Below are 23,263 nucleotides of genomic sequence, written 5' to 3'. Positions count from 1 at the left end.
TTATTATACTTTGATTGTTTTTTATGTGTCAAGTTTTATTATACAGGATTACTTTTAAAAGATGCAATGCTGTCCGGCAAAGAGATTGCTACAGATGATAAAATTGCATCTCATGCAATTTGGGCAAGTGAAATTCTAAAAAAATATTCTGATTTTAACGCTGATAATGCAATGGAGATTATTCGTTATGAAGTCGGCAGAGTTTTTGAGCAGGTACTTGAAGATGCCGGAGTATTTAAGAGAGATAAACAAGGAAAAGAAGCATTTGCAAGATTTGTAGAACAATTAGGTTGATTTGGAATATACGAAAATGAGCTATTGCATTATGTGCAGTAGCTCATTTTTAATTTTATTCAAAGCTGAGAATTTATTTCAGCACATCATCCAGTGGAATCCAATTATCGCCTGACATATCTTCAGTGTAGATTGTATTATTTATGTACAAATCCTCATCAATGTCACGCACAAAGCCCCAATGAAGGTTGTACTTCTTGGCGTATTCCTTAAATGCATTAAACTTATTTTCAACCTGACGGTCAATGTTTTTGGTGTGACCAGCCTGCATACCACCCTTAGTTTCGATAATCCAAATATTTCCGTCGGTAGTCTTAATGATGTAATCAGGATAAAAGAGCCACTGCTTTCTGATACCATTCACATAGACGATAGAAAGATACTGTTGACCAGAGTCACCATTTTTGTAAACCTATTCTACACAATCAAAGGATATGTGCGTTATCTGAATTTTGTTGACTTTTTATATTTGTATGCTATAATATAATTACTGCCAAATATAAAATGCACTGATGAGTAGTGTCATTATCTTAAATTTGAGGTTTGAGAGTAGTGTAATTTTATTGGGTAGTAAAACTTCCAAGACAGGATATTGTTCTTACACCAAAAACTGAAAATAGATTATTTTTTTGTGGATGAAAGATATGAGCAGTGATTTCCGTTGGATGAGAATGAATCGTTCTACATTGGAAAGTCGATAGCCAGATTAAAGTTGAATCAGTCGGCACAGAATCCGATTACACCACGATACAAGATACCATGGAGGAATATGATAATGTCGAAAGATGAGTATTTGATAACCGATACGCCCTTCAAAGCGTTGACGGTTTTTGCAATGCCAATGATTATTGGAAGTTTCTTTCAGCAAATATACAATATGGCCGACTCTGTTATTGTCGGCCAGTTTGTTGGTTCTTCCGCACTTGCAGCTGTCGGTGCATGTGCAGCATTGACCAATGTGTTCATTTGTGTGGCACTGGGAGCCGGTGTCGGAGCCGGTGTGCTTGTGAGCCGTTATTTCGGAGCCAGGGAGTATGGCAAAATGAAAACAATCGTGTCAACCTCCTTGATTAGCTTTTTGCTTCTAAGTATAGTCCTTGGTGTTTTTGGCTTTTTCTTCGCCAACTCGTTGATGAGTGGACTGCAAACCCCTGCCGACATACTGGATGATGCAGTACTGTATCTGCGGGTCTATTTTGTGGGCTTTCCGTTTCTGTTTATGTATAACATTCTTTCTACCATGTTCACCTCAATCGGCGAATCCAAAATTCCGCTAGGACTGCTGATTTTTTCGTCCATACTGAATATTTTAATGGATCTTTGGATGGTAGCCGGGCTAGGTCTCGGTGTGTTCGGTGCGGCTATTGCAACCCTGATTGCACAGGGAATTTCAGCTGTGTTTTCGTTTTTGATCTTTCTGTCTCGGATGCGGCAATACAAGAGCTCCTTTAGCAGTTTCGACCGGCAGAAACTGTATTCCATGCTTCGCATTGCGGTACCATCGGTTTTGCAGCAGTCCACAGTGTCTATCGGTATGATGATCGTGCAGGCAGTGGTAAATCCTTTCGGCACACAGGCACTCGCCGGGTATGCAGCAACGATGAGGGTGGAAAATGTTTTTTCATTGATCTTTGTATCCGTCGGCAATGCGGTTTCGCCGTATGTTTCCCAGAATCTTGGTGCAAAGAAAATTGATCGTATCAAAAAAGGCTACCATGTTGCACTGGTGCTGGATCTGTGCTTTGCGGTCATTGCGTTTGTGACCATTGAAGCGCTGCATACGCAGATCTCCTCACTGCTCTTAGGGAAAGACGGAACGGCGTTTGCCTATCAGGTGTCTGGTGATTATATGAGGTGGCTTGGTTACTTTTTCATCTTCATGGGTATCAAGATGGCAACCGATGGAGTTCTTCGCGGCCTCGGAATTATGCGTCCGTTCCTCGTTGCAAACATAGTGAATCTTGCGATTCGTCTGTCCGTTGCCCTGATCTGTGCACCACGTTTCGGCATTGCCTTTGTCTGGCTTGCGATACCAGTTGGCTGGCTTGCAAACTTTTTGATCTCCTATGTGGCTCTTAGGAGATCATGGCCGACTAATTAAATGGCATACTTTAGTTAAATTCCAGTTTGTAGGGATGACATTAAAAATGAAGTTTAAGGAACAGAACTTTACCCTGTTTGCCTATACAATTATAGAGCAATTCAAGGTTATCACAGGCTCGAACCACTAGATTTTAAGGGAAAAGGTGCGTTCCACCATTTCCTTGTACAATAGGGGTTGAGTATGTTTTTCGTTGAACAACCGAGCCACGTGGAGTGTGTGGTATTGATAACAAGGAAAGCGCAGTAAATCAGGACAGTTAGCTTAGCGGTGTGGTTTACACACATTGGTTAAACATGCCGCTTTTTATAGGGCATGGCAGTTTAGCGTATAGGATAATATGTTTGTGGTGACAACTGTTCCACAGCGATACAAGTAACGTTGGAGATATTATGGATAGAACTGTAAGAAATGCAGCAAAAGCATTAATTATTAAAGATGATAAGATGTTGGCAATCAAAATAAGTGACGGAAAAGAAGAATGGTATATTATGCCCGGCGGCGGACAAGATGTGGAGGAACTTCTTCCTGAAGCAGTTTGTAGAGAAGTGGCAGAAGAAATGGGATTGCGGGTAGTTGTGAAAGATTTAGCGTTTGTTATAGAGGGTTTACATGGAGAAAAATTTCATCGTGTAGATTTGGTGTTTTTATGTGAGTATATTGGAAAACTTGAAAATGCCGTCTTGCAAAGTGATACAAATCAAGTTGGATATGATTGGTTAGATATTAAAACATTAAATACAACACCATTATATCCTTCAAAATTACGCCGACAGATCATGAATTTGTATGAAGGAAAAGCGTATAAAGTTTATTTAGGAAATGAAGAAATTGGAGACCCAGAAGTAACAGACTAAATAATGAAGGAACTTGTTTATGAGAAGAGTGATACCAGCAAATAAAGTAAATCATGATTATGAGAAAGTATTGAGTGAATTTGTGTCAGCCTTAAAAAATAGATTAGGTGAATACTTATTAATGGTTTATTTGACTGGAAGTTATGCGAGAGGAGATGCAAATGATAATTCTGATTTAGACGTGTTTTGTATCTTTAGTACAATAAATCAATATGTCTTAGAAAATGTTGGGCATTGTGCTAGAAACACATCTATCCCTTATGATTTGTTGGAGATAAATACTCAATGCTTATCCGTAGACGAATATAAAAGCAAAATATTTGAAGATTGGTCAGAATATGCAATTGCTGAACTAAATAGTGTTTTATTGTATGGTGAGCAATTGGTGAAAATCGAAAATATAAATGAAAAGATACAGTTATCCTATAAGAAAAATTTAGCAAATATTTTAATGAGTGTTCGCCATTATATATGTGTAGATGAGCCAAAAGAATTACTTACGCACCAAAAAATTTCGACATATATTTTGAAGCCGCTCATGTTTGCATTAAGACAAGAACGCTTTTGTGCAACAGGAGTTTATCCCTTGTCGATAGAAAGTTTATTAGAATCGTATCAGGATGATAATAGAATTATGGTTGAATACTTTCTAAATAAGGAAAGATTTGAAACGGACATTTTGTCTGATCATAAGGATGTTCTGATGTTTCTTAATGATAAAATACAAAACTTTCTTGAAAATGATTTATAATTAGATAGCATGAAGAAAGCATATATACGAACCCTTTATATCGCAGAAATGGGCAGACATTTATATGAAAAGTTTGGATTTGTGCAAATGAAGAATGAAATGGAGTACATTGAAATTTAGCAAATAGGAAGAAAAAATGAAAAAAACAGTAATAGGCATAATTGCCCACGTCGACTCAGGCAAGACAACGCTTTCGGAAGCAATGCTTTATTTGTCTGGCAAAATAAGAAAGGTCGGACGTGTAGACCACGGCGACGCTTTTCTTGACACGGATATGATTGAAAAAAACAGAGGTATAACTGTTTTCTCAAAACCCGCAGAATTTGAATATAAAAACACATCTTTCACCTTGCTTGACACACCAGGTCATGTCGATTTCTCAGCGGAAACTGAGCGTGCATTACAGGTGCTTGATCTTGCTGTGCTTGTTATAAGCGGAACTGACGGTGTGCAGAGCCATAGCCAAACTCTTTGGAGGCTGTTAAAGCGTTATAACGTCCCAACCTTTGTTTTTGTAAATAAAATGGACTTGGACGGCGCTGATAAAACCTTCGTCATGAACAGTTTAGAGGGTCGTCTTGGCAGTGGATTTGTGGATTTCTGCCGTATGAAGTCCGAAGTCGCAGAGGATTGCGCCCTTTTTGATGAAAATATTATGAATGAGTTTCTTGAAACGGGATCAATGTCTGACAAGATACTGTCAGATTCCGTGGCTCATAGAAAAGTATTTCCATGCTTTTTCGGCTCAGCTTTAAAATCACAGGGCATAGAAAAATTTATGAACGCCCTTGCAGAGCTTGCACCGTGTGTATATGACAGCGGTACTTTTGGTGCAAAAGTGTATAAAATTTCAGAGGACGGTGGCTCACGCCTGACTTTTATGAAGATAACAGGTGGCTGTCTTAAGGTTAGAGATCTAGTAGATTACACATCGGCTGACGGTGAAAGCTTCTCGGAAAAGGTCAGCAGGATAAGAATATATTCAGGGGCAAAATATCGTAATGCGGATAACGCTGTAACTGGCGTTGTTTGCGCTGTTGAGGGGTTGACTAAAACCTATGCAGGGCAGGGATTTGGTTTTGAGCAGGATTCTGCAAAACCACTGCTGGAGCCTGTTCTTACCTATCGTGTCGAGCCTGTGTGTGATTTGGATATGCACACTCTGCTGTCGTATTTCCGTGTGCTTGAAAATGAAGATCCACAGCTTCACGTCGATTGGAATGAACAGCTTGGCGAAATACATATCAGCATAATGGGCGAGGTGCAGCTTGAAATACTGAAAAGCCTCTTCAAGCGGCGCTTTGATATCGACATTGATTTTGGCGAGGGAAGCATTGCATACAAAGAAACTATTGCAGAGTCTGTCTACGGCTATGGTCACTATGAGCCGCTCAGGCATTATGCTGAGGTGCATTTGAAGCTTGAGCCGCTGGAGCGTGGCAAGGGTCTGCGTTTTGCAACGGAATGCAGTGAAGATGCGCTGGACAAAAACTGGCAAAGACTTATTCTTACCCATTTGCAGGAGAAAAAGTATCTTGGCGTTCTCACAGGCTCTCCTATTACAGATATGAAAATAACGCTCGTTTCTGGAAGAGCGCACCTTAAACACACAGAGGGCGGCGACTTCCGTCAAGCAACATATCGTGCCGTCAGACAGGGACTTAGAAACGCAAAGCCCGTTCTTCTTGAGCCTTATTACAGCTTCACACTTGAAGTGCCACAGCAGAACGTAGGACGTGCTATAACAGATATACAGAACATGGGCGGAGTTTTCTCACAGCCGGAGGTATCGGGCGAATTTTCCGTTATAAAGGGAAGCGCACCAGTGGCGGAAATGCGTGGATATCAGTCGCAGGTCATAAGCTACACCAAGGGCGTTGGAAAGCTGATATGCACTTTTGACGGTTACCGTGAATGTCATAATACAGAAGTTGTGCTTGAAGAATATGGCTATGATCCTGACAGAGATCTTGAAAATACGGCAGATTCTGTATTTTGCTCTCATGGCGCAGGTTACAATGTCAAATGGAACGAAGTTCCTGATAAGCTTCACATACCTCCAGAGGACAAACGCAGGCAGGTTTCTCAGCCACAGACATATGCTCGTGCCGAAGATTTTGTAAGACGTGCAGCAAGCGACAAAGAGCTTATGGAGATATTTGAGCGCACTTACGGAAAGATAGAACGTGATAAGTACTATGCGATGCGCAGACCTGAAAAGTCTGTAAAGTCAGCGTCAAAGCCGAAGCAGATATACTCAGGCGTGGAATATTTGCTGGTTGACGGCTATAACATAATTTTCTCTTGGGACGAGCTGAAAAAGGCTGCCAACGAGAGCCTTGACCTTGCACGAAGTATGCTTGTGAACAGGCTTTGCAACTATCAGGGATACAAGCAATGTGAGCTGATACTCGTCTTTGACGCATACAAGGTCAAAGAGCAGGAGCGCGTAGTGGAAAATTACCACAATATCAGTATAGTTTACACCAAAGAAGCCGAAACCGCTGACACTTATATCGAACGCACTGCTCACAAGCTTAGCCGAGAGCATAAGGTAAGGGTCGCCACATCTGACGGCATGGAGCAGGTCATAATCATGGGCAGCGGCGCTTTCAGAATGTCAGCTCAGGAACTTCACGAGGACGTTATCCGTGTTGAAAAAGAGATAAGAGAATATATCTCCAATATGAAATAAAAAAACCGATTTTCTGAAAATAACCAGAAAATCGGTTTTCTTTATTTCTTCCTTTTCTTGGACTTTATTTTTATTTCAGGTATCGCTAAGTTGTCGAATATTACGCCTGATTCACTATTATTTTCGTTTTCATCATTCTCAGTTTTTACATCTTCAACGTGAACTTCTGGAAAAGCAAGGTTATCTGTATAACAGTCAAGATGTTTGTTCTTTTTGTTCATATTCTTTTCCTCCGTTAATTAATAAAGTTGATAAATCCTGTTATAACAAGGCTGTTTATAAAATCGGCAAACATACTTCCAACAATAGGAACAAGCATATAAGCCTTTATTGAAGGGGCAAATTTTGCTGTTAAAGCCTGCATATTAGCCATAGCGTTTGGCGTTGCACCCATTCCGAAGCCGCAAGTTCCTGCCGCAAGCACTGCCGCATCATAGTTTCTGCCCATTACATTATATACGATAAAGTATGAGAACATTGCCATAAGAAGCACCTGTGCAACAAGCATGATTATCATAGGCAATGCAAGCTCGGCAAGCTGCCAAAGTTTCAATGTTATCATGGCTATTCCGAGAAAAAGTGAAAGACAAATACCACCGATATCATTTATTTCACCCATGTGTATGTGTATTTTACCGCTGTATTCACCGATGTTTCTCATAAATGCTGCAACGATCATTGATCCGATATACACAGGAAAAGTCATGCCTGAATATGAAAGCACCCATGATACAAACGTGCCTATTCCCATTGCTATCGCAAGCTGATAAGCTGCAGGTGCATACATGCTTACAGAACGGTGATGTTTTTGTTCGTCCTCGACAAGTATAGAGTCGTCCTCAGGAATAACTGTTTTCAGCAGATCGTGTTTGAGTATAAGCTTTCTGCCGATAGGTCCGCCCATTACAGAGCCTATAATCAATCCAAAAGTAGCCGCTGCTGTGCAGAGGCTTGTTGCTCCTTGCTGACCAAGGTCCTCAAGCACTGTGCCAAAAGCACCTGACGTTCCGTGACCGCCTACCATAGGGATAGATCCTGTACACATACCTACCAGTGAGCTTACTCCCAATAGCTTTGAAAGTCCTACGGCAACCGCATTCTGCGCAAATATCAGCACTATCAGGCATAATAAAAATACAATAAGACTTTTACCTCCTGCTTTCAAAACTTTAATGTTTGCCTGAAAGCCAACAGAAGTGAAGAACATGACCATGCAAACTGTTTTTAGCGTTTCATCAAACTGAAATTCGACTATTCCTGCGACGTGAAGAATACATGATATGATAGCAAAAATAACTCCGCCGATGACTGGAGAGGGAATACAGAAGGTTTCAAGAAATCTGACTTTCTTTTTGAGAAATCCCCCTAAATACAAGACTCCTACTGCCACCGCAAGAGTTTGATACATATCCACATTTATTGTTTTCAAATTTTATCCTCCTCTGTTATAGCAGTTCCAATGCTGTTATAATATACCACTGCCCCTTTATGAAAAGCACACGGAATATTATCTGTCGCAAATTTTGTGTCATTATTCGCAAATGAGATCCTTTTCTTTATCTGGTCATTTTCCTCAAAAAGCATTTTCGTGATATCTGCTACAGTGTCGCTGTCCATCTTTTGGCTTGCCACAAGAACAGCCTTTACGCCGACAGTCTTGACGTCCTCGTCAATGCCTTTATAAGTTCCTGCCTTTATTACAGTTTCATAGTATCCGTCATAAAGATTCGTCATATATGATATCGTTCTGTCATCAAGAGGCAATATTCTTATATCCATTTTCTCAGAAAGCTGTGTTATAACATCACATGGAGCACCAAGTACCACGAAAAATGCATCGATAGAGCCGTTTTTAAGTGCCTCAGCAGACTTCTGATAGTTCATGTTGCACACATCTATCATGTTATAGTCAAGACTTACAGAGTTTAAAATGTACTCAGCATTTTTTGCTACGCCAGAATCTTCTTCGCCCACAGAGACCTTTTTGCCTTTAAGATCAGCAGGAGTTTGAATATCTGAGTCAGCCGGAACGATTATCTGAAAAGACTCCATGTAAAGAGCCGCAACTGCACGGACGTTGTTTATTTTGTTACCATTAAAATCTCCTGTGCCATTCACTGCTTCAGACAGGACATCGCTCTGGACTATTCCCATGTTGATAAAGCCGTCCTTTAAAAGCCTCATGTTAGCCTGAGAACCAGCCGTTCTTATATTTGTGATGTTTTCATCAATATCACTGAGAGTGTCAGCAAATTTATAATATATACCACCTTCGTTGCCGGATCCCAGTTTTATCTCAGAGTGTTTACAGCAAGAGCAGAACATTGTAAGTATAGCAACTGTAACAATAAATATTATTGTATTTTTTATTTTTCGCAATCCGATCATTCCTTTCTAAAAAATTCAAAAAGTTATCCTACTGATAATATCATATCCATATTTGCATTAAACATATATTTCATATAAAAAAATAACCGATCAGCTTTTTGGTATTATCATTGAGGTTAAAAAAGCCACACCGAGCGTGGCTTTTTCCCTCTAATATAGACAGTAAACAAATTTTGCATTAAGAAGCTTAGCACCCGAAAGCTTTGGCAGGACGATCTTGTCCTTTACGATTTCAAAATAAGAAAGTGCAGTTTCGAGTTCCCCATCAGATATTACTGAGTTGCTCATTTCCGCTTTGACTGCAAGTTCTCCGATATATTTTATCATATGAGAGAAATCATTGATTTGCATTTCCTGGCATTTTTCTGTTAACCTGTCACAAAGCTGTAAGTCTGTAATATTTCTGCTGTCGGCGATGCCTATAAGCTTTAAATATTTGAGCATATAGCGATATACCGCCACAGTGCGTGATCTATTGTCCCCATTACTTAGTTCCGAACGCATTTTCTTTACTTTTACATCTCTATGGACTACAACACCGAATCCTATAAGCAGAAGTCCGCCCAGAGTGATGAAAATTCCTACAAATGAGCCATGGTCGCTGTTGTTTTCTGTTATTCTTGATGAAACAGAAGTTTTCCCAGCGCCTGACATCACTCCGGCACCATGTCCGTTGCTTGCAGAATTTGTTTTCTTTGTTGTTGAAGCTTTTGAACTGTTTGCAGGCTTTTTAGTAACCACTGAAGTTGTGCCACCCTGAACGCCATTTTGTGTGGTAGTCGTAGGCTTGCTTTCTGTGCTTTTAGTTGTTGTGACTTCCTTAGGGTCTTTCTCTTGTTGTGTAAGATTAGGATTATCATTATCATAACCTGGTGTGAATTCTGCAGGATACCAACCTGCATTGTCTATAAATACCTCAGCCCATGCGTGCGCACATTTGTCCTTTACACTTACCTCGTATGTTGAATCATCTTCAGGTTCACCGAGCTGTGAATTAAGCACCACATATCCCTCTACATATCTTGACGGATAGCCAAACATTCTTAAAAGCTCTGCACCCGCCGTTGCGAAATATGAACAATAGCCCTCCTTTTGTGTACCTAAAAAATAATCTATGAAATCTTCACCTTTTGGAGTAACACCCGGTTCAAGGGTATAAGTGAAGTTATCAGAGAAATAGTTTTTTATTGCAGTGCTTATTTCTTCATAAGTCCAATCACCCTTGTGGTAAATATCCACGCCAAGATATTCGTTGAGTATCTCTTTATATGCCTTATCAAGCTCATCAGACTTTGAAACGTCCATATATTTCTGGTGAACAAACTCTGAGTAAGCGTCAACACCTCTGTCCTTATTAACAGACAATGCAGGCACTTCTGTGGCTATAGCCTCAGGGAGGGCTTCAAGCCTTCCTTCTATAAGAGAGGGGTCAAAATAGTAAAGAGAATACTTTGTTGAACTTAATTTGACATATGACTCAGTGGTAGGACGCATTTTTTTATCGTCAGTGTTTCCATCACTTGAATATAAAGAAGCGTATGGCGCATACACAAATTTCTTGCTTGCGCCGAGAACAGATACAGAAATTTGAGCAGGGGTCAGATCCGCATATTTTCGTTGGATAAGGTCATAATCCAGATCCTGCACCCATATCTTGCCTTGCTCAAAATCATTAGAAAAGGTGTCTTCATTGCCATTCACGTCAACAGGAGTCCAGCTATTGTCGTTATAAACGCCTGCTACATATCCACGGAGATATAGTGTATTAGAGAATTTTGGAGTGACCACTTTTAGTGCTGTTGAGCCGTTGAAGCTAATGCCTGCTGTCTTGCCAAGAATGCCTCCGTTTGTGCCACCAACTGTTTTTATACCAAACAGATCAAATCCGCCGTCATAATCTGAAAAAGCATTTCTCAGGTCAGTGAGAGAGAAATTTGACACTGCTGTAGAAATATTATGTCTGTATTTTGCAAATGACTCAGGACGTGTAAAGCCTGTTATTGCTGAGAAAAGCATTATAACTACAAGTACAAACGAGCTTAAAATAGCCGTGAATTTCATGAATACGTTATAGAAACAAGCTTTTTGCTTTTCAGATGTAAAATAAAACGTGCGTTTTCGCTCATGCACCGCAAAGGTGTTTTTTCTTCCAGCCTTGTTAGTTGTGTGGTTTATTATGTGCAGTGCAAGCACTGTCACCCAGCATATAAACAGACCAATAACAGTCCACATTGACGGCTCCCAGCCCCAATACATTCCAAGCTCGAAAACAGGAAATGTAATGATGAACAGCAGTGGAAAATCTATCCTATAAAGGCAGGCTGCTGCCGCACCAAGGCAAACAAGAGTTATAAAAAATACGAAAAAATTTGACGCAAGATATGGGTAGTCGATAGTAGAAATTCCACTAAGCTGAACGCCAAGAGTTGAGTTAGGTTGATTTGCCCTTGAAAGATATCTGTCTATAACAACGAACAAGCCGTATTTTATTGTAGATATCCTGCTCACAAGGTAAATTACATGAAGTATCATCACACCAAGTGCAGAAAACTTAATTATCTTGTGTGACGATTTCATCAGACCAAACACAAGTGAAAGCATGGCGGAGTAATATATGATCGTGGTCTTGTATATTTCCATATCAAGGAATGATACTGCCATAAACGCTGTGCATATGGTTGTCACAAAGGTCAGAAGTATCTGAAACCATAGAAATGAGCCTGAATTATGTTCACGCTCACAATTCATAAGGATATCTCCGTCAATGCAGATACCATTGCTGCTGATAAATCCTATATCTTTGTTTTTGCTTTTTATTCTTTTCTTTTTCATGTTGTCACCTTTATAGACATATTTCCTGTATGCTTTCGGCAACGTGTTTTGCAGTAACGTTCACGACCTCTGCAAACTCATCGTTTATAACGTCGTCTTTCTTTTTGTTTGTGATAAGCATATAGGAATAGCGGAATGCCAGATCGTTATCGTTCATAACGCCGCTGAGATCGCTGTTATATGCGGGAGAAAAATACATCAAGTGACCGCATTTATATCTCTCAGGCTCATTGATGTAATTTATCATAGACAGGTCAGGCTCATCATAAACAGAAGCCTGCAACAGCAGACTTATAAGCAGCCTTGCACTTTCTTCGTCTGTAACATTTACTACTTCACTCAAATCTTTCTTTTTATCATACCACACTACCTTATGAGGTGTGTCATTTTCTATAAGATAATAGGATATAGACGCTATAGCCTCTACAAGAGTATCATATACGAGCATATAATCGTCTGTATTTGTATCAAGGTTGAGATCAGCCATAAGCACGATAGAATTTGATATTGGCAGAGAGTAATCCTTGACCATGGTCTTATCCTGCTTTGCAGTAAGCTTCCAGTGTATCCTGTTTATTTTGTCACCATCATGATATTCGTGTATATCAAAAATCTCAGAGGGATCATCGCCCTTTGATGTCTTGGAATAATCATCGGTTTCAAGACCCATTTCAGCATAATTCGCAATGTTGTTTTCGATAGGTATATAGTCAGGAACTATAGTGAACGTACTTTCGCCAAAAAGTCTGGAAGCAGCGTCGGTACTTACTCTTATCTTGAAAAGCTTCAGCATATCCACAATGCGGCAGCGTTTTATGTTCATTCTCACTGTGCCATAATGCTTTGCAGAAACGTGCAAAGTAAGATACTGAACATCATCAGGATAAAGGGGAGTATTTATCTTCATTGTATTTTTGTCGCCGTCAAGAGTGTTGTAATATTCTATCTCTATAATCATATTGGCAACAGGCAACTTTGAGCGGTTTTGCAGTCTCAGCACAACAGGTATCTTTGACGATCTGCCTGCGGTTTTCTGAGTGTTCACAAAACCAACGCTTATTTTCTTTGACATTTTTTTGAGCATAACGAATAAGATAATAGGCATAACAAGTAAAAATGCAAAGAGATAAAAAGAGAAGCTACCCACATATAATATATAGAAAAAGATAGAGGCGATAAATAATATTATATATAAAACCAGCATTTGCTCCTCCGTTACTTGCTAACTCTTGGAACCTGAACTGAGGAAATAACTCCTTTGAGTATCTGTTCTCCTGTGAAGCCGTTTATCTTTGCCTTTGAGCTGAACACAAGTCTGTGAAGAACAACGTCCTTGAAGCTGTATATAACGTCATCGGGGATAACATAATCTCTGCCCTTAAGAAGCGCTGTCGCCTTTGTCATTCTGAGTAGTGCGATAGTTCCTCTAGGTGAAAGACCCAGCTTTATATATTCGTTGTTTCTCGTTGCATTTGCAAGCATAACGATATACTGGAAAACCTGATCTGAAACATAAATATTTTCCACAACTTTTCTTGCCTGAAGGATATCCTCCGCAGAAACCACAGGCCTTACATTATCCACAGGCACGAGATTTTGCTTTGATTTTAGCATTGCGACTTCGCTTTCAAGATTAGGATAACCCATTGTGAGCCTTACGATAAATCTGTCCATTTGCGACTCAGGGAGCATTTGCGTGCCTATAGAGCCAACCGGGTTTTGCGTTGCGATAACGATATAAGGGTCAGGCATTTTATGTGTGATACCGTCTACAGTTACCTTGCCCTCCTCCATTACTTCAAGAAGCGCAGACTGCGTCTTACTTGAGGTTCTGTTTATCTCGTCTGCAAGAAAAAGATTTGTGAGTGCTGCACCCTGCTTATATTCAAACTTGTGTGTTTCTTTATTTAGCATGGTAAAACCTGTCACGTCTGTTGGCAAAACATCAGGGGTGAATTGTAGTCTTTTATAGTCAAGTGAAAGCGCCTTTGAAAGAGCCACGGCAAGAGTGGTCTTTCCTACTCCCGGAATATCCTCAATAAGGATATGACCGCCTGCAAGTATGGACAGCAGGACTTTTATGATTATCTCGTCCTTGCCGATAATGACCTTTCTTACCTCATTTATCACGCTTTGTGACATATTCAGTACTTTTACCTGTTCTTCAGTTAAGCTGTTGTTCATAATTTTCTCCTTTGTTTTGTATGTTTCTTTTATCTTCACAATATTTGTGCATATTGCATTAATATTATATCACAAATACAACAGTATTTCAAGCATTTTGCGTGATAATTAAATACAATAATGGATATCTGCGTATGTAGGAGAATACAAATATCTTGTACTAAAATACAGGCTCACAGCATAGTTATTTCATAGGACAAGTCAAAAGGAGCGTGAAAAAATGATAAGAGAAGTCAGCAAGATAAAATACGTTTACGAACTGCTCACCCCTCGCATAAGGGGAGCGATTATGTCAGTGCCGGAAATAGAGCGTGACAGGATACAGGAAATAAGACTTCGCAGAGGTAGACGGCTGTCTGTTACAATATTCTCGAAAGAGTATTTCGTTAATGATAACGGCAGACTAATGAACAATATCGGGGATAGCGTTCAAGTTGCCACAGAGGATATTGAAACTATCTATCAGCGAGCATTTCAGAATTCTCTTCACAGCTTTCACCGTGAGATAGCAAGAGGGTACATAACAGTTTCAGGAGGGTGCAGAGTAGGCTTCTGCGGAACTGCCGTTCTTGATCCTGCAAGGAGTTATGCCGTGGAGTCGGTAAAAAATATATCTTCTCTTAATATAAGGATAGCTCGTGAAATGATAGGCAGTTCAGACGAGATATATGCAAAATGCTTTTCTGACAAACCAATGAGCCTGCTTATTGCTTCACCGCCATCGGGAGGAAAAACTACAGTGCTTCGTGATCTTGCAAGAAAGCTTGGAGAACGCTGGCGTGTTGCGCTTATAGACGAGCGAAACGAGTTTGCCGCAACAGTGGCAGGTGAGCCGCAAAATCTTATAGGTGCAATGACGGACGTGTTTAATTCCTACAACAAATATGAGGGCATAATGACGGCTGTCAAGGTCATGTCACCGCAAATACTCATATGCGACGAGATAGGTTCTTCTGAGGACAACGAAGCTTTGCAGTATGCGCTCAACTCAGGAGTGAAGCTTATTGCTTCATGCCATGCTTCAAGCCTTGATGAGCTTAAAAAGCGGCGTTATATCTCAAAACTCATAAAAGACAAGGCTTTCGACGCACTTGCGGTACTAGGCACAGGAACAATGTGTGGCAGGCTGGTATCATTTACAAAAACAGGAGCATGAAATGATAAAGCTAATAGGCTGTGTGCTGATCATATCTGCCTGCACACAAATGGGCTGTGCAATGGCGTTGGACAAGATACGGCAAATGAAATATCTCAAGCTACTCAGACGGTTGATATTTGAAACAAGAGCAATGGTTGAGGGTGGAATGACTTTCGGGGAAATTATCGTAAAGCTTAGCTTGCAGAAGGATTATTCTGACTTTACATTTTTGTCGCAAGATACCTCTTCGCCTGATGTCCGCAGAAGAATAACCGAGGATATATATAAGTCAAAGCTTTTTGACAATGAAATCAGGCAGACCGCCATAGATTTTTTTGAAAAACTCGGCACAACAGACACAAATGGACAGCTTGCATACATTTCCATGAGCCTTGCCGCACTTGACGAGCAGATAAGCAGACTTTCAGAGAATTTCACCTCACAGGTGCGGCTATGTAGGGCTTTGGGCGTTCTCAGCGGGGCTTTTATCGCTATTCTTCTAATATAGCCATAGCAAAGGATAACCATAATGAAGGGAACAAAATTTTATGGACATAGATCTTATTTTCAAAATCGCTGCCATAGGAATTATCGTTGCTGTGTTAAATCTCTTGCTGAAACGAGCGGAGCGTGACGAGCAGGCAATGATGACAACTCTTGCAGGGCTTATTGTCGTTCTGCTTATGATAGTAAGGCAGATTGGAAATCTATTTGAAACGATAAAAGAAGTGTTTGGATTGTATTAATGAAAATATTTACAATAGCGTGCTTTTGTATTTTCTCAACCATAGTGTGCAAAGCCATTGAGAAAGACAGCCGTGAAATAAAATATGCGGCTGTGCTTGCGGCGGCGGCACTGGTGCTTTTTCATTCGGTAGCATTTGTGAAAGATCTTATCTCAGTTTTTGAGGACCTTTTCACTCTGTCAGGAATCGACAATATGTATCTTACCATACTGTTCAAGTCACTTGGCATATGCTATATCGTACAGCTTGCATCTGATTATTGTAAGGACTGCGGAGAAAACGCACTTGCGTCACAGGTCACTTTGGCAGGAAAGCTTGCAATGCTTTCGGTATCGCTGCCGCTTTTCAAAGCATTTGTAGAAATAGTAAAAGCATTGCTTATATAGGATTAACGTATGAAAAAAATAATTGCCACTGTCATCATAGCCCTTGCGGTCATGTTTGCACCACAGGGGGTATATGCAGACAGTGATGAACAGAACAATGAATATTATGACAGGCTCATAAGCGAAATAAACGAGGGACTGTCTTTTGAGGGTGATGAAGATGTAAAAAACGTACTTGAAGATAATAACATCACTTTGGAAGATCCGTCCTCTGCCGCAAATATAAATGCTTTTGATGTGATAAAGCACATATTTGAAAGCTTTACCGCTGCTTTGCGAAGCCCTCTTATAATGCTCGGGAAAATAACAGCCGCCACTATGCTCTGCGTGTTGGTAAGGTCAATGTCAGCCGAGGGTACAGTGGACAAGGTATTCACGCTCATATGTGTCCTTACCACAGTGCTTGTTATAAGCGATACTGTCACCGACAGTCTTTATTCTGTAAAGACTTCCATGGAACAAATGAACAGATTCATGATGTCCTACATACCCATATTTTCAAGCGTGGCGACAGCAGGCGGTAGTGCGGCGGCAGGAGCAGGCTATTACGGCGTTATGCTGATAATATGTGAAAGCGCAGGTATATTGGCAGATACGATACTTGTGCCGTTTTTGTCGGCAGTGCTTGCAGTGACCCTTGTTTCTGCAATAAACCCATCTCTTGACCTTAGAAGCCTTGCAGAGTCGGTGAAAAAGCTGGTCATATGGGTGCTTGGCATTGTGATGACCCTTTTTACAGGGCTGTTATCTATTCAAAGCTTTGCAGGAGCAGCGGCTGATAATCTCTCCGCAAGAGCCGTTAAATTTGCGGCTTCAAGCTTTATACCTGTCATAGGCGGCTCGGTCTCTGAAGCTTATTCAGCGGTAAAGGGAAGTATAGGCGTAATAAGAACAAGCGTCGGCGTGATAGGCGTTATAATAATGTCTGTGATAGTTGCGAAACCTTTGCTTACGCTTCTTGCAGTAAAACTTGCGGTGTGGATAGGTGCAACTATTAACGATATTTTTGGCATAAGCAACAGTGGTGGACTTCTTAAAAGCATAAACTCGGTTTTATCAATTGGTGTGAGCATCCTTGCGGCTTATTCTATAATGTTCGTTATTTCCACATCAGTTGTAATAATGACAGCCATGAACACAGGAGCTTAAAATGAATACAGTTAAAGCAGTGATATTTATTGCCTGCATTATAGGCGTGATAACTTCTATGACGGATATTGCCACACCTGAGGGAACTTTGAAAAAACAGCTTAGATCAGTGCTTGCCGTGATACTTTTACTTGCGGTCATAACGCCTGTAATGGGACATGGCTTCAAAGTCACCCTAAGCGACTATACAGAGCTTGCAGATCTGCCTGAGTTTGACAGCGTTTCAAAAGCGACGAAACTTTATTATCTGTCCGAATCCGAAAGCAGGCTTGAAGAATATTTTTTGGATAAGCTGAATAAGAATGGCATAGAAAACGTCAGAGTGGACATAACCACAGATATAAATGAATATAATGAAATAGAGATAACAACGGTAAGGGTATATCTGACTAAAACAAACGACAGAGGGCTTGTTGAAAAGCTTATTGCAGAAGATCTGCCTGATACTCAAGTTATCATTCAGGAGGAATAAACATTGCTGAAAAGTAAAGTTGAGGGGAAAATAAAGGCTCTTAAAAAGCTTCCTATGAAAACGAAGATAGTGATAGCCGTAGGTCTTGCAGGGATATTACTTATATTTGTTTCTGAGATGTTTCCTGCTAAAAATACGGCAGAGAGCAAGAGCATTCCCACGGAAAGCGTTGCCACTGATGATACAGACAGCTACAAAAAGCAGATAGAAAAAGAACTTAAAGATGTTCTTTCTCAAGTCAGGGGAGTTGGCGAGTGCAAGGTAATGGTGACAGTTGAGGGAACTACCGAATATGTTTATGCCGAAAATCTTACCAAAAGTACAGACAATAATGGTGACAGAACAAGCGACAGATATGAAAACGAGATAGTAATAACTGATAATGACGGCAAAAAGGAGGCTTTGGTCAGAAAAATAATAAAACCGCAGATATGCGGCGTTGTCATTGTTTGCGAAGGAGGTGGAGATATAAAAGTAAACGAACGTGTACTTAAAGCGGTTTCGACAGTTCTAGGCATATCAAGCAGTAAGATCTGCGTTGAGGGCAGAAAATAACAGAAAGAGGTAATAAAGATGAAAAAACCGACCATGATAATAGGCAAAAAGCAGATAATCCTTGCAGGAATGACGCTGATACTCGGTCTTGCAGTATACATAAATTATGCAGTATCGACCTCAGACGGCAAGATAAAGGCGACGGACGTTGTGAAAAGTCAAAGCGTGAATTACGGCGACGCACAGCTCGTAAGCACTGACAGCACTTCAGATTATTTTGCACAGGCAAGAATAGACAGAATGAATTCAAGGGACGAGGCGGTAGAAACATTAAAGAATATAATGAACGGCGGCGATTCCACAGAGGAAGAAAAGAAAGTCGCTGAAGAAGAAGCTTCAGCCATGACAGGGCTCATGGAGTCGGAGAGCAAGGTAGAGACACTCGTGAAAGCAGCAGGCTTTGAGGACTGTGTTGTTTATCTTGACGGTGACAACGCAAATATCGTTGTAAAGACCGACAGCGACGGGCTTGTTGCAAGCGAAGCGGCACAGATAAAAGATATCCTCCTTAGCGAAGTTTCAGTTGCAAATGAAAACATCAGAATTTATGATGTAGAATAAAATTTGTCAGCAAATAAAAAAAGTCCTTCAAAATACTTGTAACCTATTGATTTTTATGATATAATGGTTGTAAGTATAGATTGAAGGATTTCTTTTTTATATCTAAAAAGGGAGGCTTGGATAAACATGAATGATGTTTCAAAGAAAGTAGAAAAAAGCCTGCACATAAGTCAGGACGTTATAGCACAGATCGTTACAAATTCTGTTAATGAGATAGAGGGCGTTTATGGTATCGCTCCTGTTATGAAGACTCCACGTCAGCTCTGGTTTAGACAGGAAAATTTCGGCAATATCAGGATAGGCCTTGTTGACGATGTGCTGTCAGTGTCTATAGGTATAATACTTTGCCGTGGAGCTAAGGCGGTTTCCGTTGCCGAGGAGATACAGGATAAAGTAAAAAGTGCAGTTCAGAATATGCTTGGACTTACAGTTGCAAAGGTAAATGTGACCATATGCGGAGTTGACCTTTCAGAAAAGGAATAGGATTCAGACAAATATAAGATGAAGGAAGTGTTTTTGTGCCAATTAAAAGGCGTGAAATAAGAGAATCAGCATTTTTGCTGATATTTGAGAAAATGTTTAGACAGGACGAGGAGCTTGACGATATTTTCATGTCTGCCATGGAAGTGAACGAGATCATCGTAAATGATGAAGTTAAAAAGCTCGTGGAAAATGTTTGCGAAAAGCAGGACGAGATCGACAGCATAATCAGCAAGTTCAGCAACAAGAGAACTGTTGAAAGAATACCTAAGATAAATCTTGCAATACTCAGACTTGCTATTTACGAGGCAATATATGAGGAGAACGTTCCTGTGAACGTTGCCATAAGCGAGGCTGTGGCTCTTGCAGGAAAATATGCCCTCGAGCCTGACGTTTCATTTGTAAACGGTGTGCTTGGCTCATTTGCAAAGGAACAAGAGGAAAAGCAGTGAGTTTTGTACTCGGAATAGACACAAGCAATTATACCACTTCATGTGCACTGCTTGATACAGCGGATATGAGGGTCAGGTCATGCAAAAAACTTCTTCCTGTCCAGCAGGGAGAGCGAGGACTAAGACAATCCGACGCTGTGTTTCACCATACTAAACAGCTTCCAGAACTTATGAAACAACTTTTTGATAAAAAGTATAACATAAGTGCAGTTGGGTATTCTTATGCACCAAGGTGTGCAGAGGGGTCGTATATGCCTTGCTTCCTTGTTGGAGAAAATGTTGCACAAGCTGTGTCACTTGCCTGTGGAGCTGACCTTGAAAAGACTTCGCATCAGGTGGGACATATACTTGCGGCACTTTATTCCTGCGGAAAGCTGGATATGCTCAGTTCTGATAAGCCTTTTGCGGCTTTTCACGTCAGCGGTGGCACTACAGATCTTCTTTTGTGCGAGCCTGACAAGGCTAAGCTGATAAATATAACTCAAATTGGCGGAAGCCGTGATCTTAAAGGCGGACAAGCCATAGACAGAACAGGCGTAAGGCTTGGGCTGTCTTTTCCATGTGGTAAAGAGCTTGAAAGGCTTGCGTCTGAAAGCGAACATAAAATAAAGCCAAAAGCATCAGTTGACGGGCTTTATTGTTCACTTTCTGGAATAGAAAATCAGTGCATGAAGCTTATAGACGAGAGCTGTTCCGTGGTTGATGTTGCGGCATACTGTATTGATTGTGTGTGCCTTGCGGTGGAGAAAATGACAGTTAATCTTCGCCGTGAGTATAAGGATATACCTATTATATATGCAGGCGGTGTGATGTCTAATCGCTTTATAAAAAGCAAGCTTGAAAAGTACGGCAGCTTTGCTGAGCCTGAGTTTTCAAGCGATAACGCAGTGGGCGTTGCGGTCTATGCTGCAATCAGGAAAGGGAAGATCAAAATATGAGTTCAGTTATCACTGTTTCTCAGCTAAACAGATATCTTGCTTCAAAACTGCGGTCTGACCTTAAGCTGAAAGGCATTGCCGTTAAGGGCGAGATATCCAATTTTAATATACATTATAAATCAGGTCATGCCTATTTTACAGTAAAGGACAGCAGTTCTGCACTTAAAGCTGTTATGTTTTCAAGCAGTGTTTCAAGGCTTAAATTCGTGCCTGAGGACGGCATGAGCGTGCTTGTTATGGGCAATATAGAGGTTTATGAGCGTGACGGTGTTTATCAGATAATAGCTACGGAGATAGCACCTCTTGGTGTGGGCGTTATGCACGTTCAGCTCGAACAGACCAAGAAAAAGCTTGAAAAAATGGGCGTATTTGATGTGAACAAAAAAAAGAAAATACCCCTTGTTCCAAAGAAGATAGCTGTTGTTACGTCGCTTACTGCGGCGGCTTTGCAGGATATAATCCATATAGCTGAAAGGCGTTATCCTGTGTGCAATATCGAAGTTTATCCTGCGCAGGTGCAGGGTACGGCGGCAGCACAAACTATATGCAAAGCACTTTCGGCGGCTGATAAAAGCGGTGCAGATACCATAATATTAGCTCGTGGCGGTGGCTCTAGCGAAGATCTTATGGTGTTCAATGACGAGGCGGTGGCACTGGCTGTTTACGCCTGCAATACACCTGTGATATCGGCTGTAGGTCACGAAACTGACACCACCCTTGCAGACTATGCCGCAGATATGCGTGCGCCAACTCCGTCAGCGGCGGCTGAGATTGCTACCCCTGACAAGGCGGATATACTTAATGCTGTGAGGCTTTTAAGGGGAAAGCTTGACAAGGCTATGGAGCTTAAACTTGATAAGGCTGTGTCACAGATAGAAAGCTGTGATAAGCTTTTGAAATTATATTCTCCTGAAAAGAGATTAGAGCAGAGCGAAAAAGCAGTGTGCGACCTTGAAAAAAGGCTGTCGCAGATCATGGAACGCAGGCTTGAAAAGCTGTCAGTTAAGCTTGACGGCTATGTTTCTTCTCTGAATATGCTTAGTCCGTTCAATATTCTGGGCAGGGGATATGCCATCGTTCAGAAAGACGAAAGCGTTGTCGACAGTGTATCAATGCTGAACGTTGGCGACGAGGTAAACATAAAGCTGTCAGACGGCAGTGTATCTGCTAAAATAACATTTGTCAAATGAAAGGCTGTTTAAAATGACTTTTGAAGAAAATCTTACAAGACTTAATGATATAGTTGGTCAGCTTGAAAATGACAAGCTTCCTCTTGAGAAAGCTTTGGAACTTTATAAAGAGGGGATAGATCTGTCGGTCGATTGCAAAAAAAGCCTTGAAAGTGCAAAGCTTTCCGTAAAGGCTATGAACGGAGATAATAGCGATGAATGATATGAACAAAGCCACACTTGATTATTATGTGGAGCTTATAGATAATAAACTGCTGGAGCTTACCCGCTCAAAGCCTGAGCTTCAGGGTCAGGTAGTTGAGGCTATGGAGTATTCTTTGCAGGCAGGGGGCAAAAGGCTCAGACCTGTGCTTATGCTTGAATTTTGCCGTATGTGCGGTGAGCGTCAGCCTGAAAAGTATGCAGAGATAGCTTGTTCTATTGAACTTATACACACTTTTTCTCTTATACACGACGATCTGCCTTGTATGGACGATGATGATTACAGACGTGGAAAGCCCTCATGTCATAAAGCTTTTCCTGAGAATATTGCACTCCTTGCAGGCGACGCACTGAATACCCTTGCTTTTGAGGTCATAGCCAACAGTGCCATGAACGGCGTTATATCTGCCGACAAGGCTGTTATGCTTATCTCTGTTCTGGCAAGAGCAGTAGGCACTGACGGCATGATAGGCGGTCAGGTGATAGACCTTAAATATGAAAATAAAGAAATAGATGTTGATACACTGAATATTTTGCAGACCTGCAAAACAGGCGCACTTATTGAAGCCGCTTGTGTAATGGGCGTTATACTTGGAGATAAGCTTGAGGCTATCCCCTTTGCGGCAGACTATGCTCAGGCAATGGGCAGAGCATTTCAGATAGTTGACGATATCCTTGACGTAACAGGCACTTTTGAGGAGCTTGGCAAGCCTATCGGCAGTGACAGCGAACAGCATAAAAACACATATGTATCCCTCCTTGGACTTGACAAGTCAGAACAGATAGCAAAACAACTGACAGTTCAAGCACTGGGTCATCTTAAATATTTTGAGGATAGCGTTTTCCTCACAGAGCTTACATCTGATATGCTTACAAGAAGAAGTTGATAAAAA

At 40.9% G+C, this 23,263-nt stretch carries 25 protein-coding genes and 1 pseudogene; 19 read left to right on the top strand and 7 right to left on the bottom strand.

All coding sequences use genetic code 11. The features are described 5' to 3' along the window. Positions 1–294, top strand: a pseudogene (locus DWW81_RS13255) (hypothetical protein); the annotation flags it as partial. A gap of 73 nt (positions 295–367) precedes the next feature. Here DWW81_RS13255 and DWW81_RS07975 read toward each other — a convergent pair. Beyond that, positions 368–658, bottom strand: coding sequence for a hypothetical protein (locus DWW81_RS07975; protein WP_117897286.1), 291 nt, complete (start codon positions 656–658; stop codon positions 368–370). Between the two features lie 411 nt (positions 659–1,069). On the opposite strand from DWW81_RS07975, the gene DWW81_RS07965 reads away from it, so the two are divergent. The 4 genes from DWW81_RS07965 (at position 1,070) to DWW81_RS07950 (ending at position 6,698) form a co-directional block, all read left to right on the top strand. Beyond that, a complete protein-coding gene (locus tag DWW81_RS07965) occupies positions 1,070–2,395 on the top strand; it encodes an MATE family efflux transporter (RefSeq protein WP_117897292.1) in 1,326 nt (441 codons plus the stop codon). A 392-nt stretch (positions 2,396–2,787) separates the two neighbouring features. After that, positions 2,788–3,252, top strand: a complete 465-nt coding sequence (locus tag DWW81_RS07960) for an NUDIX domain-containing protein (protein WP_038671899.1) — start codon at positions 2,788–2,790, stop codon at positions 3,250–3,252. Positions 3,253–3,271: 19 nt separating this feature from the next. After that, positions 3,272–4,003 carry a nucleotidyltransferase domain-containing protein gene (locus tag DWW81_RS07955; protein ID WP_038671901.1) on the top strand — a complete coding sequence of 244 codons (732 nt, stop codon included), beginning with the start codon at positions 3,272–3,274 and terminating at the stop codon, positions 4,001–4,003. Positions 4,004–4,139: 136 nt separating this feature from the next. Then, on the top strand, positions 4,140–6,698 hold the full coding sequence (locus DWW81_RS07950; protein ID WP_117897285.1) for a TetM/TetW/TetO/TetS family tetracycline resistance ribosomal protection protein: 2,559 nt from the start codon (positions 4,140–4,142) through the stop codon (positions 6,696–6,698). 41 nt (positions 6,699–6,739) lie between these two features. Here DWW81_RS07950 and DWW81_RS07945 read toward each other — a convergent pair whose 3' ends face one another. From DWW81_RS07945 to DWW81_RS07920, 6 genes are all read right to left on the bottom strand, one after another. Then, entirely contained in the window at positions 6,740–6,919 is a 180-nt protein-coding gene (locus tag DWW81_RS07945) for a hypothetical protein (protein WP_117897284.1), read from the bottom strand. A gap of 14 nt (positions 6,920–6,933) precedes the next feature. Then, positions 6,934–8,106: a sodium/glutamate symporter gene (gene gltS, locus DWW81_RS07940; RefSeq protein WP_117897291.1), complete on the bottom strand. Its 1,173-nt coding sequence runs from the start codon at positions 8,104–8,106 to the stop codon at positions 6,934–6,936. A gap of 17 nt (positions 8,107–8,123) precedes the next feature. Then, on the bottom strand, positions 8,124–9,077 hold the full coding sequence (locus DWW81_RS07935; RefSeq protein WP_181982702.1) for a TAXI family TRAP transporter solute-binding subunit: 954 nt from the start codon (positions 9,075–9,077) through the stop codon (positions 8,124–8,126). Positions 9,078–9,236: 159 nt separating this feature from the next. Next, positions 9,237–11,918 (bottom strand): transglutaminase-like domain-containing protein, encoded by a 2,682-nt coding sequence (locus DWW81_RS07930; RefSeq protein WP_117897282.1) that lies wholly within the window; start codon positions 11,916–11,918, stop codon positions 9,237–9,239. A gap of 10 nt (positions 11,919–11,928) precedes the next feature. Continuing rightward, entirely contained in the window at positions 11,929–12,990 is a 1,062-nt protein-coding gene (locus DWW81_RS07925; protein ID WP_242989584.1) for a DUF58 domain-containing protein, read from the bottom strand. A gap of 143 nt (positions 12,991–13,133) precedes the next feature. Then, on the bottom strand, positions 13,134–14,102 hold the full coding sequence (locus tag DWW81_RS07920; protein WP_117897280.1) for a MoxR family ATPase: 969 nt from the start codon (positions 14,100–14,102) through the stop codon (positions 13,134–13,136). A gap of 220 nt (positions 14,103–14,322) precedes the next feature. On the opposite strand from DWW81_RS07920, the gene DWW81_RS07915 reads away from it, so the two are divergent. From DWW81_RS07915 to DWW81_RS07850, 14 genes are all read left to right on the top strand, one after another. Then, a complete protein-coding gene (locus DWW81_RS07915) occupies positions 14,323–15,258 on the top strand; it encodes a stage III sporulation protein AA (protein ID WP_117876014.1) in 936 nt (311 codons plus the stop codon). Position 15,259: 1 nt separating this feature from the next. Beyond that, complete coding sequence (locus DWW81_RS07910) at positions 15,260–15,748, top strand: stage III sporulation protein AB (protein WP_117897279.1); 489 nt, start codon at positions 15,260–15,262, stop codon at positions 15,746–15,748. Between the two features lie 40 nt (positions 15,749–15,788). Next, positions 15,789–15,986, top strand: coding sequence for a stage III sporulation protein AC (spoIIIAC, locus tag DWW81_RS07905; protein ID WP_022286844.1), 198 nt, complete (start codon positions 15,789–15,791; stop codon positions 15,984–15,986). After that, positions 15,986–16,372: a stage III sporulation AC/AD family protein gene (locus tag DWW81_RS07900; protein WP_117857317.1), complete on the top strand. Its 387-nt coding sequence runs from the start codon at positions 15,986–15,988 to the stop codon at positions 16,370–16,372. Before spoIIIAC ends, DWW81_RS07900 begins: the two co-directional genes overlap by 1 nt. A gap of 9 nt (positions 16,373–16,381) precedes the next feature. Further along, a complete protein-coding gene (locus DWW81_RS07895; RefSeq protein ID WP_117897278.1) occupies positions 16,382–17,521 on the top strand; it encodes a hypothetical protein in 1,140 nt (379 codons plus the stop codon). A gap of 1 nt (position 17,522) precedes the next feature. Beyond that, positions 17,523–17,993: a stage III sporulation protein AF gene (locus DWW81_RS07890; RefSeq protein ID WP_117897277.1), complete on the top strand. Its 471-nt coding sequence runs from the start codon at positions 17,523–17,525 to the stop codon at positions 17,991–17,993. A 3-nt stretch (positions 17,994–17,996) separates the two neighbouring features. Further along, positions 17,997–18,548, top strand: a complete 552-nt coding sequence (locus DWW81_RS07885; RefSeq protein ID WP_242989192.1) for a stage III sporulation protein AG — start codon at positions 17,997–17,999, stop codon at positions 18,546–18,548. A gap of 18 nt (positions 18,549–18,566) precedes the next feature. Beyond that, on the top strand, positions 18,567–19,109 hold the full coding sequence (locus DWW81_RS07880) for a SpoIIIAH-like family protein (RefSeq protein ID WP_038671921.1): 543 nt from the start codon (positions 18,567–18,569) through the stop codon (positions 19,107–19,109). A gap of 126 nt (positions 19,110–19,235) precedes the next feature. Next, positions 19,236–19,592 (top strand): Asp23/Gls24 family envelope stress response protein, encoded by a 357-nt coding sequence (locus DWW81_RS07875; RefSeq protein WP_022286850.1) that lies wholly within the window; start codon positions 19,236–19,238, stop codon positions 19,590–19,592. 35 nt (positions 19,593–19,627) lie between these two features. Continuing rightward, positions 19,628–20,041, top strand: a complete 414-nt coding sequence (gene nusB / locus DWW81_RS07870; protein ID WP_242843630.1) for a transcription antitermination factor NusB — start codon at positions 19,628–19,630, stop codon at positions 20,039–20,041. Next, entirely contained in the window at positions 20,038–20,979 is a 942-nt protein-coding gene (locus tag DWW81_RS07865) for a peptidase M22 (RefSeq protein ID WP_117897276.1), read from the top strand. The genes nusB and DWW81_RS07865 overlap by 4 nt, the downstream gene beginning before the upstream one ends. Then, positions 20,976–22,169, top strand: coding sequence for an exodeoxyribonuclease VII large subunit (gene xseA / locus DWW81_RS07860; RefSeq protein WP_117897275.1), 1,194 nt, complete (start codon positions 20,976–20,978; stop codon positions 22,167–22,169). Before DWW81_RS07865 ends, xseA begins: the two co-directional genes overlap by 4 nt. A 13-nt stretch (positions 22,170–22,182) precedes the next feature. Further along, on the top strand, positions 22,183–22,371 hold the full coding sequence (gene xseB, locus DWW81_RS07855; RefSeq protein ID WP_117857305.1) for an exodeoxyribonuclease VII small subunit: 189 nt from the start codon (positions 22,183–22,185) through the stop codon (positions 22,369–22,371). Further along, complete coding sequence (locus tag DWW81_RS07850; RefSeq protein ID WP_051706588.1) at positions 22,364–23,257, top strand: polyprenyl synthetase family protein; 894 nt, start codon at positions 22,364–22,366, stop codon at positions 23,255–23,257. Before xseB ends, DWW81_RS07850 begins: the two co-directional genes overlap by 8 nt. Positions 23,258–23,263: the final 6 nt, after the last annotated feature.

The organism is Ruminococcus sp. AF17-1AC, assembly GCF_003461385.1.
GTDB classification, from domain to species: domain Bacteria; phylum Bacillota; class Clostridia; order Oscillospirales; family Ruminococcaceae; genus Hominimerdicola; species Hominimerdicola aceti.
Note: the sequence above shows the minus strand (reverse complement) of the source record. Positions and strands in the feature narration are given on the sequence as shown.

Excerpts from the sequence above, each read along its gene's own strand:
- DWW81_RS07900 (WP_117857317.1), top strand. The coding sequence starts at position 15,986 with ATGAAAATATTTACAATAGCGTGCTTTTGTATTTTCTCAACCATAGTG.
- DWW81_RS07925 (WP_242989584.1), bottom strand. The coding sequence starts at position 12,990 with ATGTCAAAGAAAATAAGCGTTGGTTTTGTGAACACTCAGAAAACCGCA.
- DWW81_RS07930 (WP_117897282.1), bottom strand. The coding sequence starts at position 11,918 with ATGAAAAAGAAAAGAATAAAAAGCAAAAACAAAGATATAGGATTTATC.
- DWW81_RS07960 (WP_038671899.1), top strand. The coding sequence starts at position 2,788 with ATGGATAGAACTGTAAGAAATGCAGCAAAAGCATTAATTATTAAAGAT.
- spoIIIAC (WP_022286844.1), top strand. The coding sequence starts at position 15,789 with ATGGACATAGATCTTATTTTCAAAATCGCTGCCATAGGAATTATCGTT.
- DWW81_RS07955 (WP_038671901.1), top strand. The coding sequence starts at position 3,272 with ATGAGAAGAGTGATACCAGCAAATAAAGTAAATCATGATTATGAGAAA.
- DWW81_RS07895 (WP_117897278.1), top strand. The coding sequence starts at position 16,382 with ATGAAAAAAATAATTGCCACTGTCATCATAGCCCTTGCGGTCATGTTT.
- DWW81_RS07850 (WP_051706588.1), top strand. The coding sequence starts at position 22,364 with ATGAATGATATGAACAAAGCCACACTTGATTATTATGTGGAGCTTATA.
- xseA (WP_117897275.1), top strand. The coding sequence starts at position 20,976 with ATGAGTTCAGTTATCACTGTTTCTCAGCTAAACAGATATCTTGCTTCA.
- xseB (WP_117857305.1), top strand. The coding sequence starts at position 22,183 with ATGACTTTTGAAGAAAATCTTACAAGACTTAATGATATAGTTGGTCAG.
- gltS (WP_117897291.1), bottom strand. The coding sequence starts at position 8,106 with ATGTATCAAACTCTTGCGGTGGCAGTAGGAGTCTTGTATTTAGGGGGA.
- DWW81_RS07920 (WP_117897280.1), bottom strand. The coding sequence starts at position 14,102 with ATGAACAACAGCTTAACTGAAGAACAGGTAAAAGTACTGAATATGTCA.
- DWW81_RS07945 (WP_117897284.1), bottom strand. The coding sequence starts at position 6,919 with ATGAACAAAAAGAACAAACATCTTGACTGTTATACAGATAACCTTGCT.
- DWW81_RS07880 (WP_038671921.1), top strand. The coding sequence starts at position 18,567 with ATGAAAAAACCGACCATGATAATAGGCAAAAAGCAGATAATCCTTGCA.
- DWW81_RS07950 (WP_117897285.1), top strand. The coding sequence starts at position 4,140 with ATGAAAAAAACAGTAATAGGCATAATTGCCCACGTCGACTCAGGCAAG.
- DWW81_RS07915 (WP_117876014.1), top strand. The coding sequence starts at position 14,323 with ATGATAAGAGAAGTCAGCAAGATAAAATACGTTTACGAACTGCTCACC.
- DWW81_RS07910 (WP_117897279.1), top strand. The coding sequence starts at position 15,260 with ATGATAAAGCTAATAGGCTGTGTGCTGATCATATCTGCCTGCACACAA.
- DWW81_RS07875 (WP_022286850.1), top strand. The coding sequence starts at position 19,236 with ATGAATGATGTTTCAAAGAAAGTAGAAAAAAGCCTGCACATAAGTCAG.
- DWW81_RS07965 (WP_117897292.1), top strand. The coding sequence starts at position 1,070 with ATGTCGAAAGATGAGTATTTGATAACCGATACGCCCTTCAAAGCGTTG.
- DWW81_RS07890 (WP_117897277.1), top strand. The coding sequence starts at position 17,523 with ATGAATACAGTTAAAGCAGTGATATTTATTGCCTGCATTATAGGCGTG.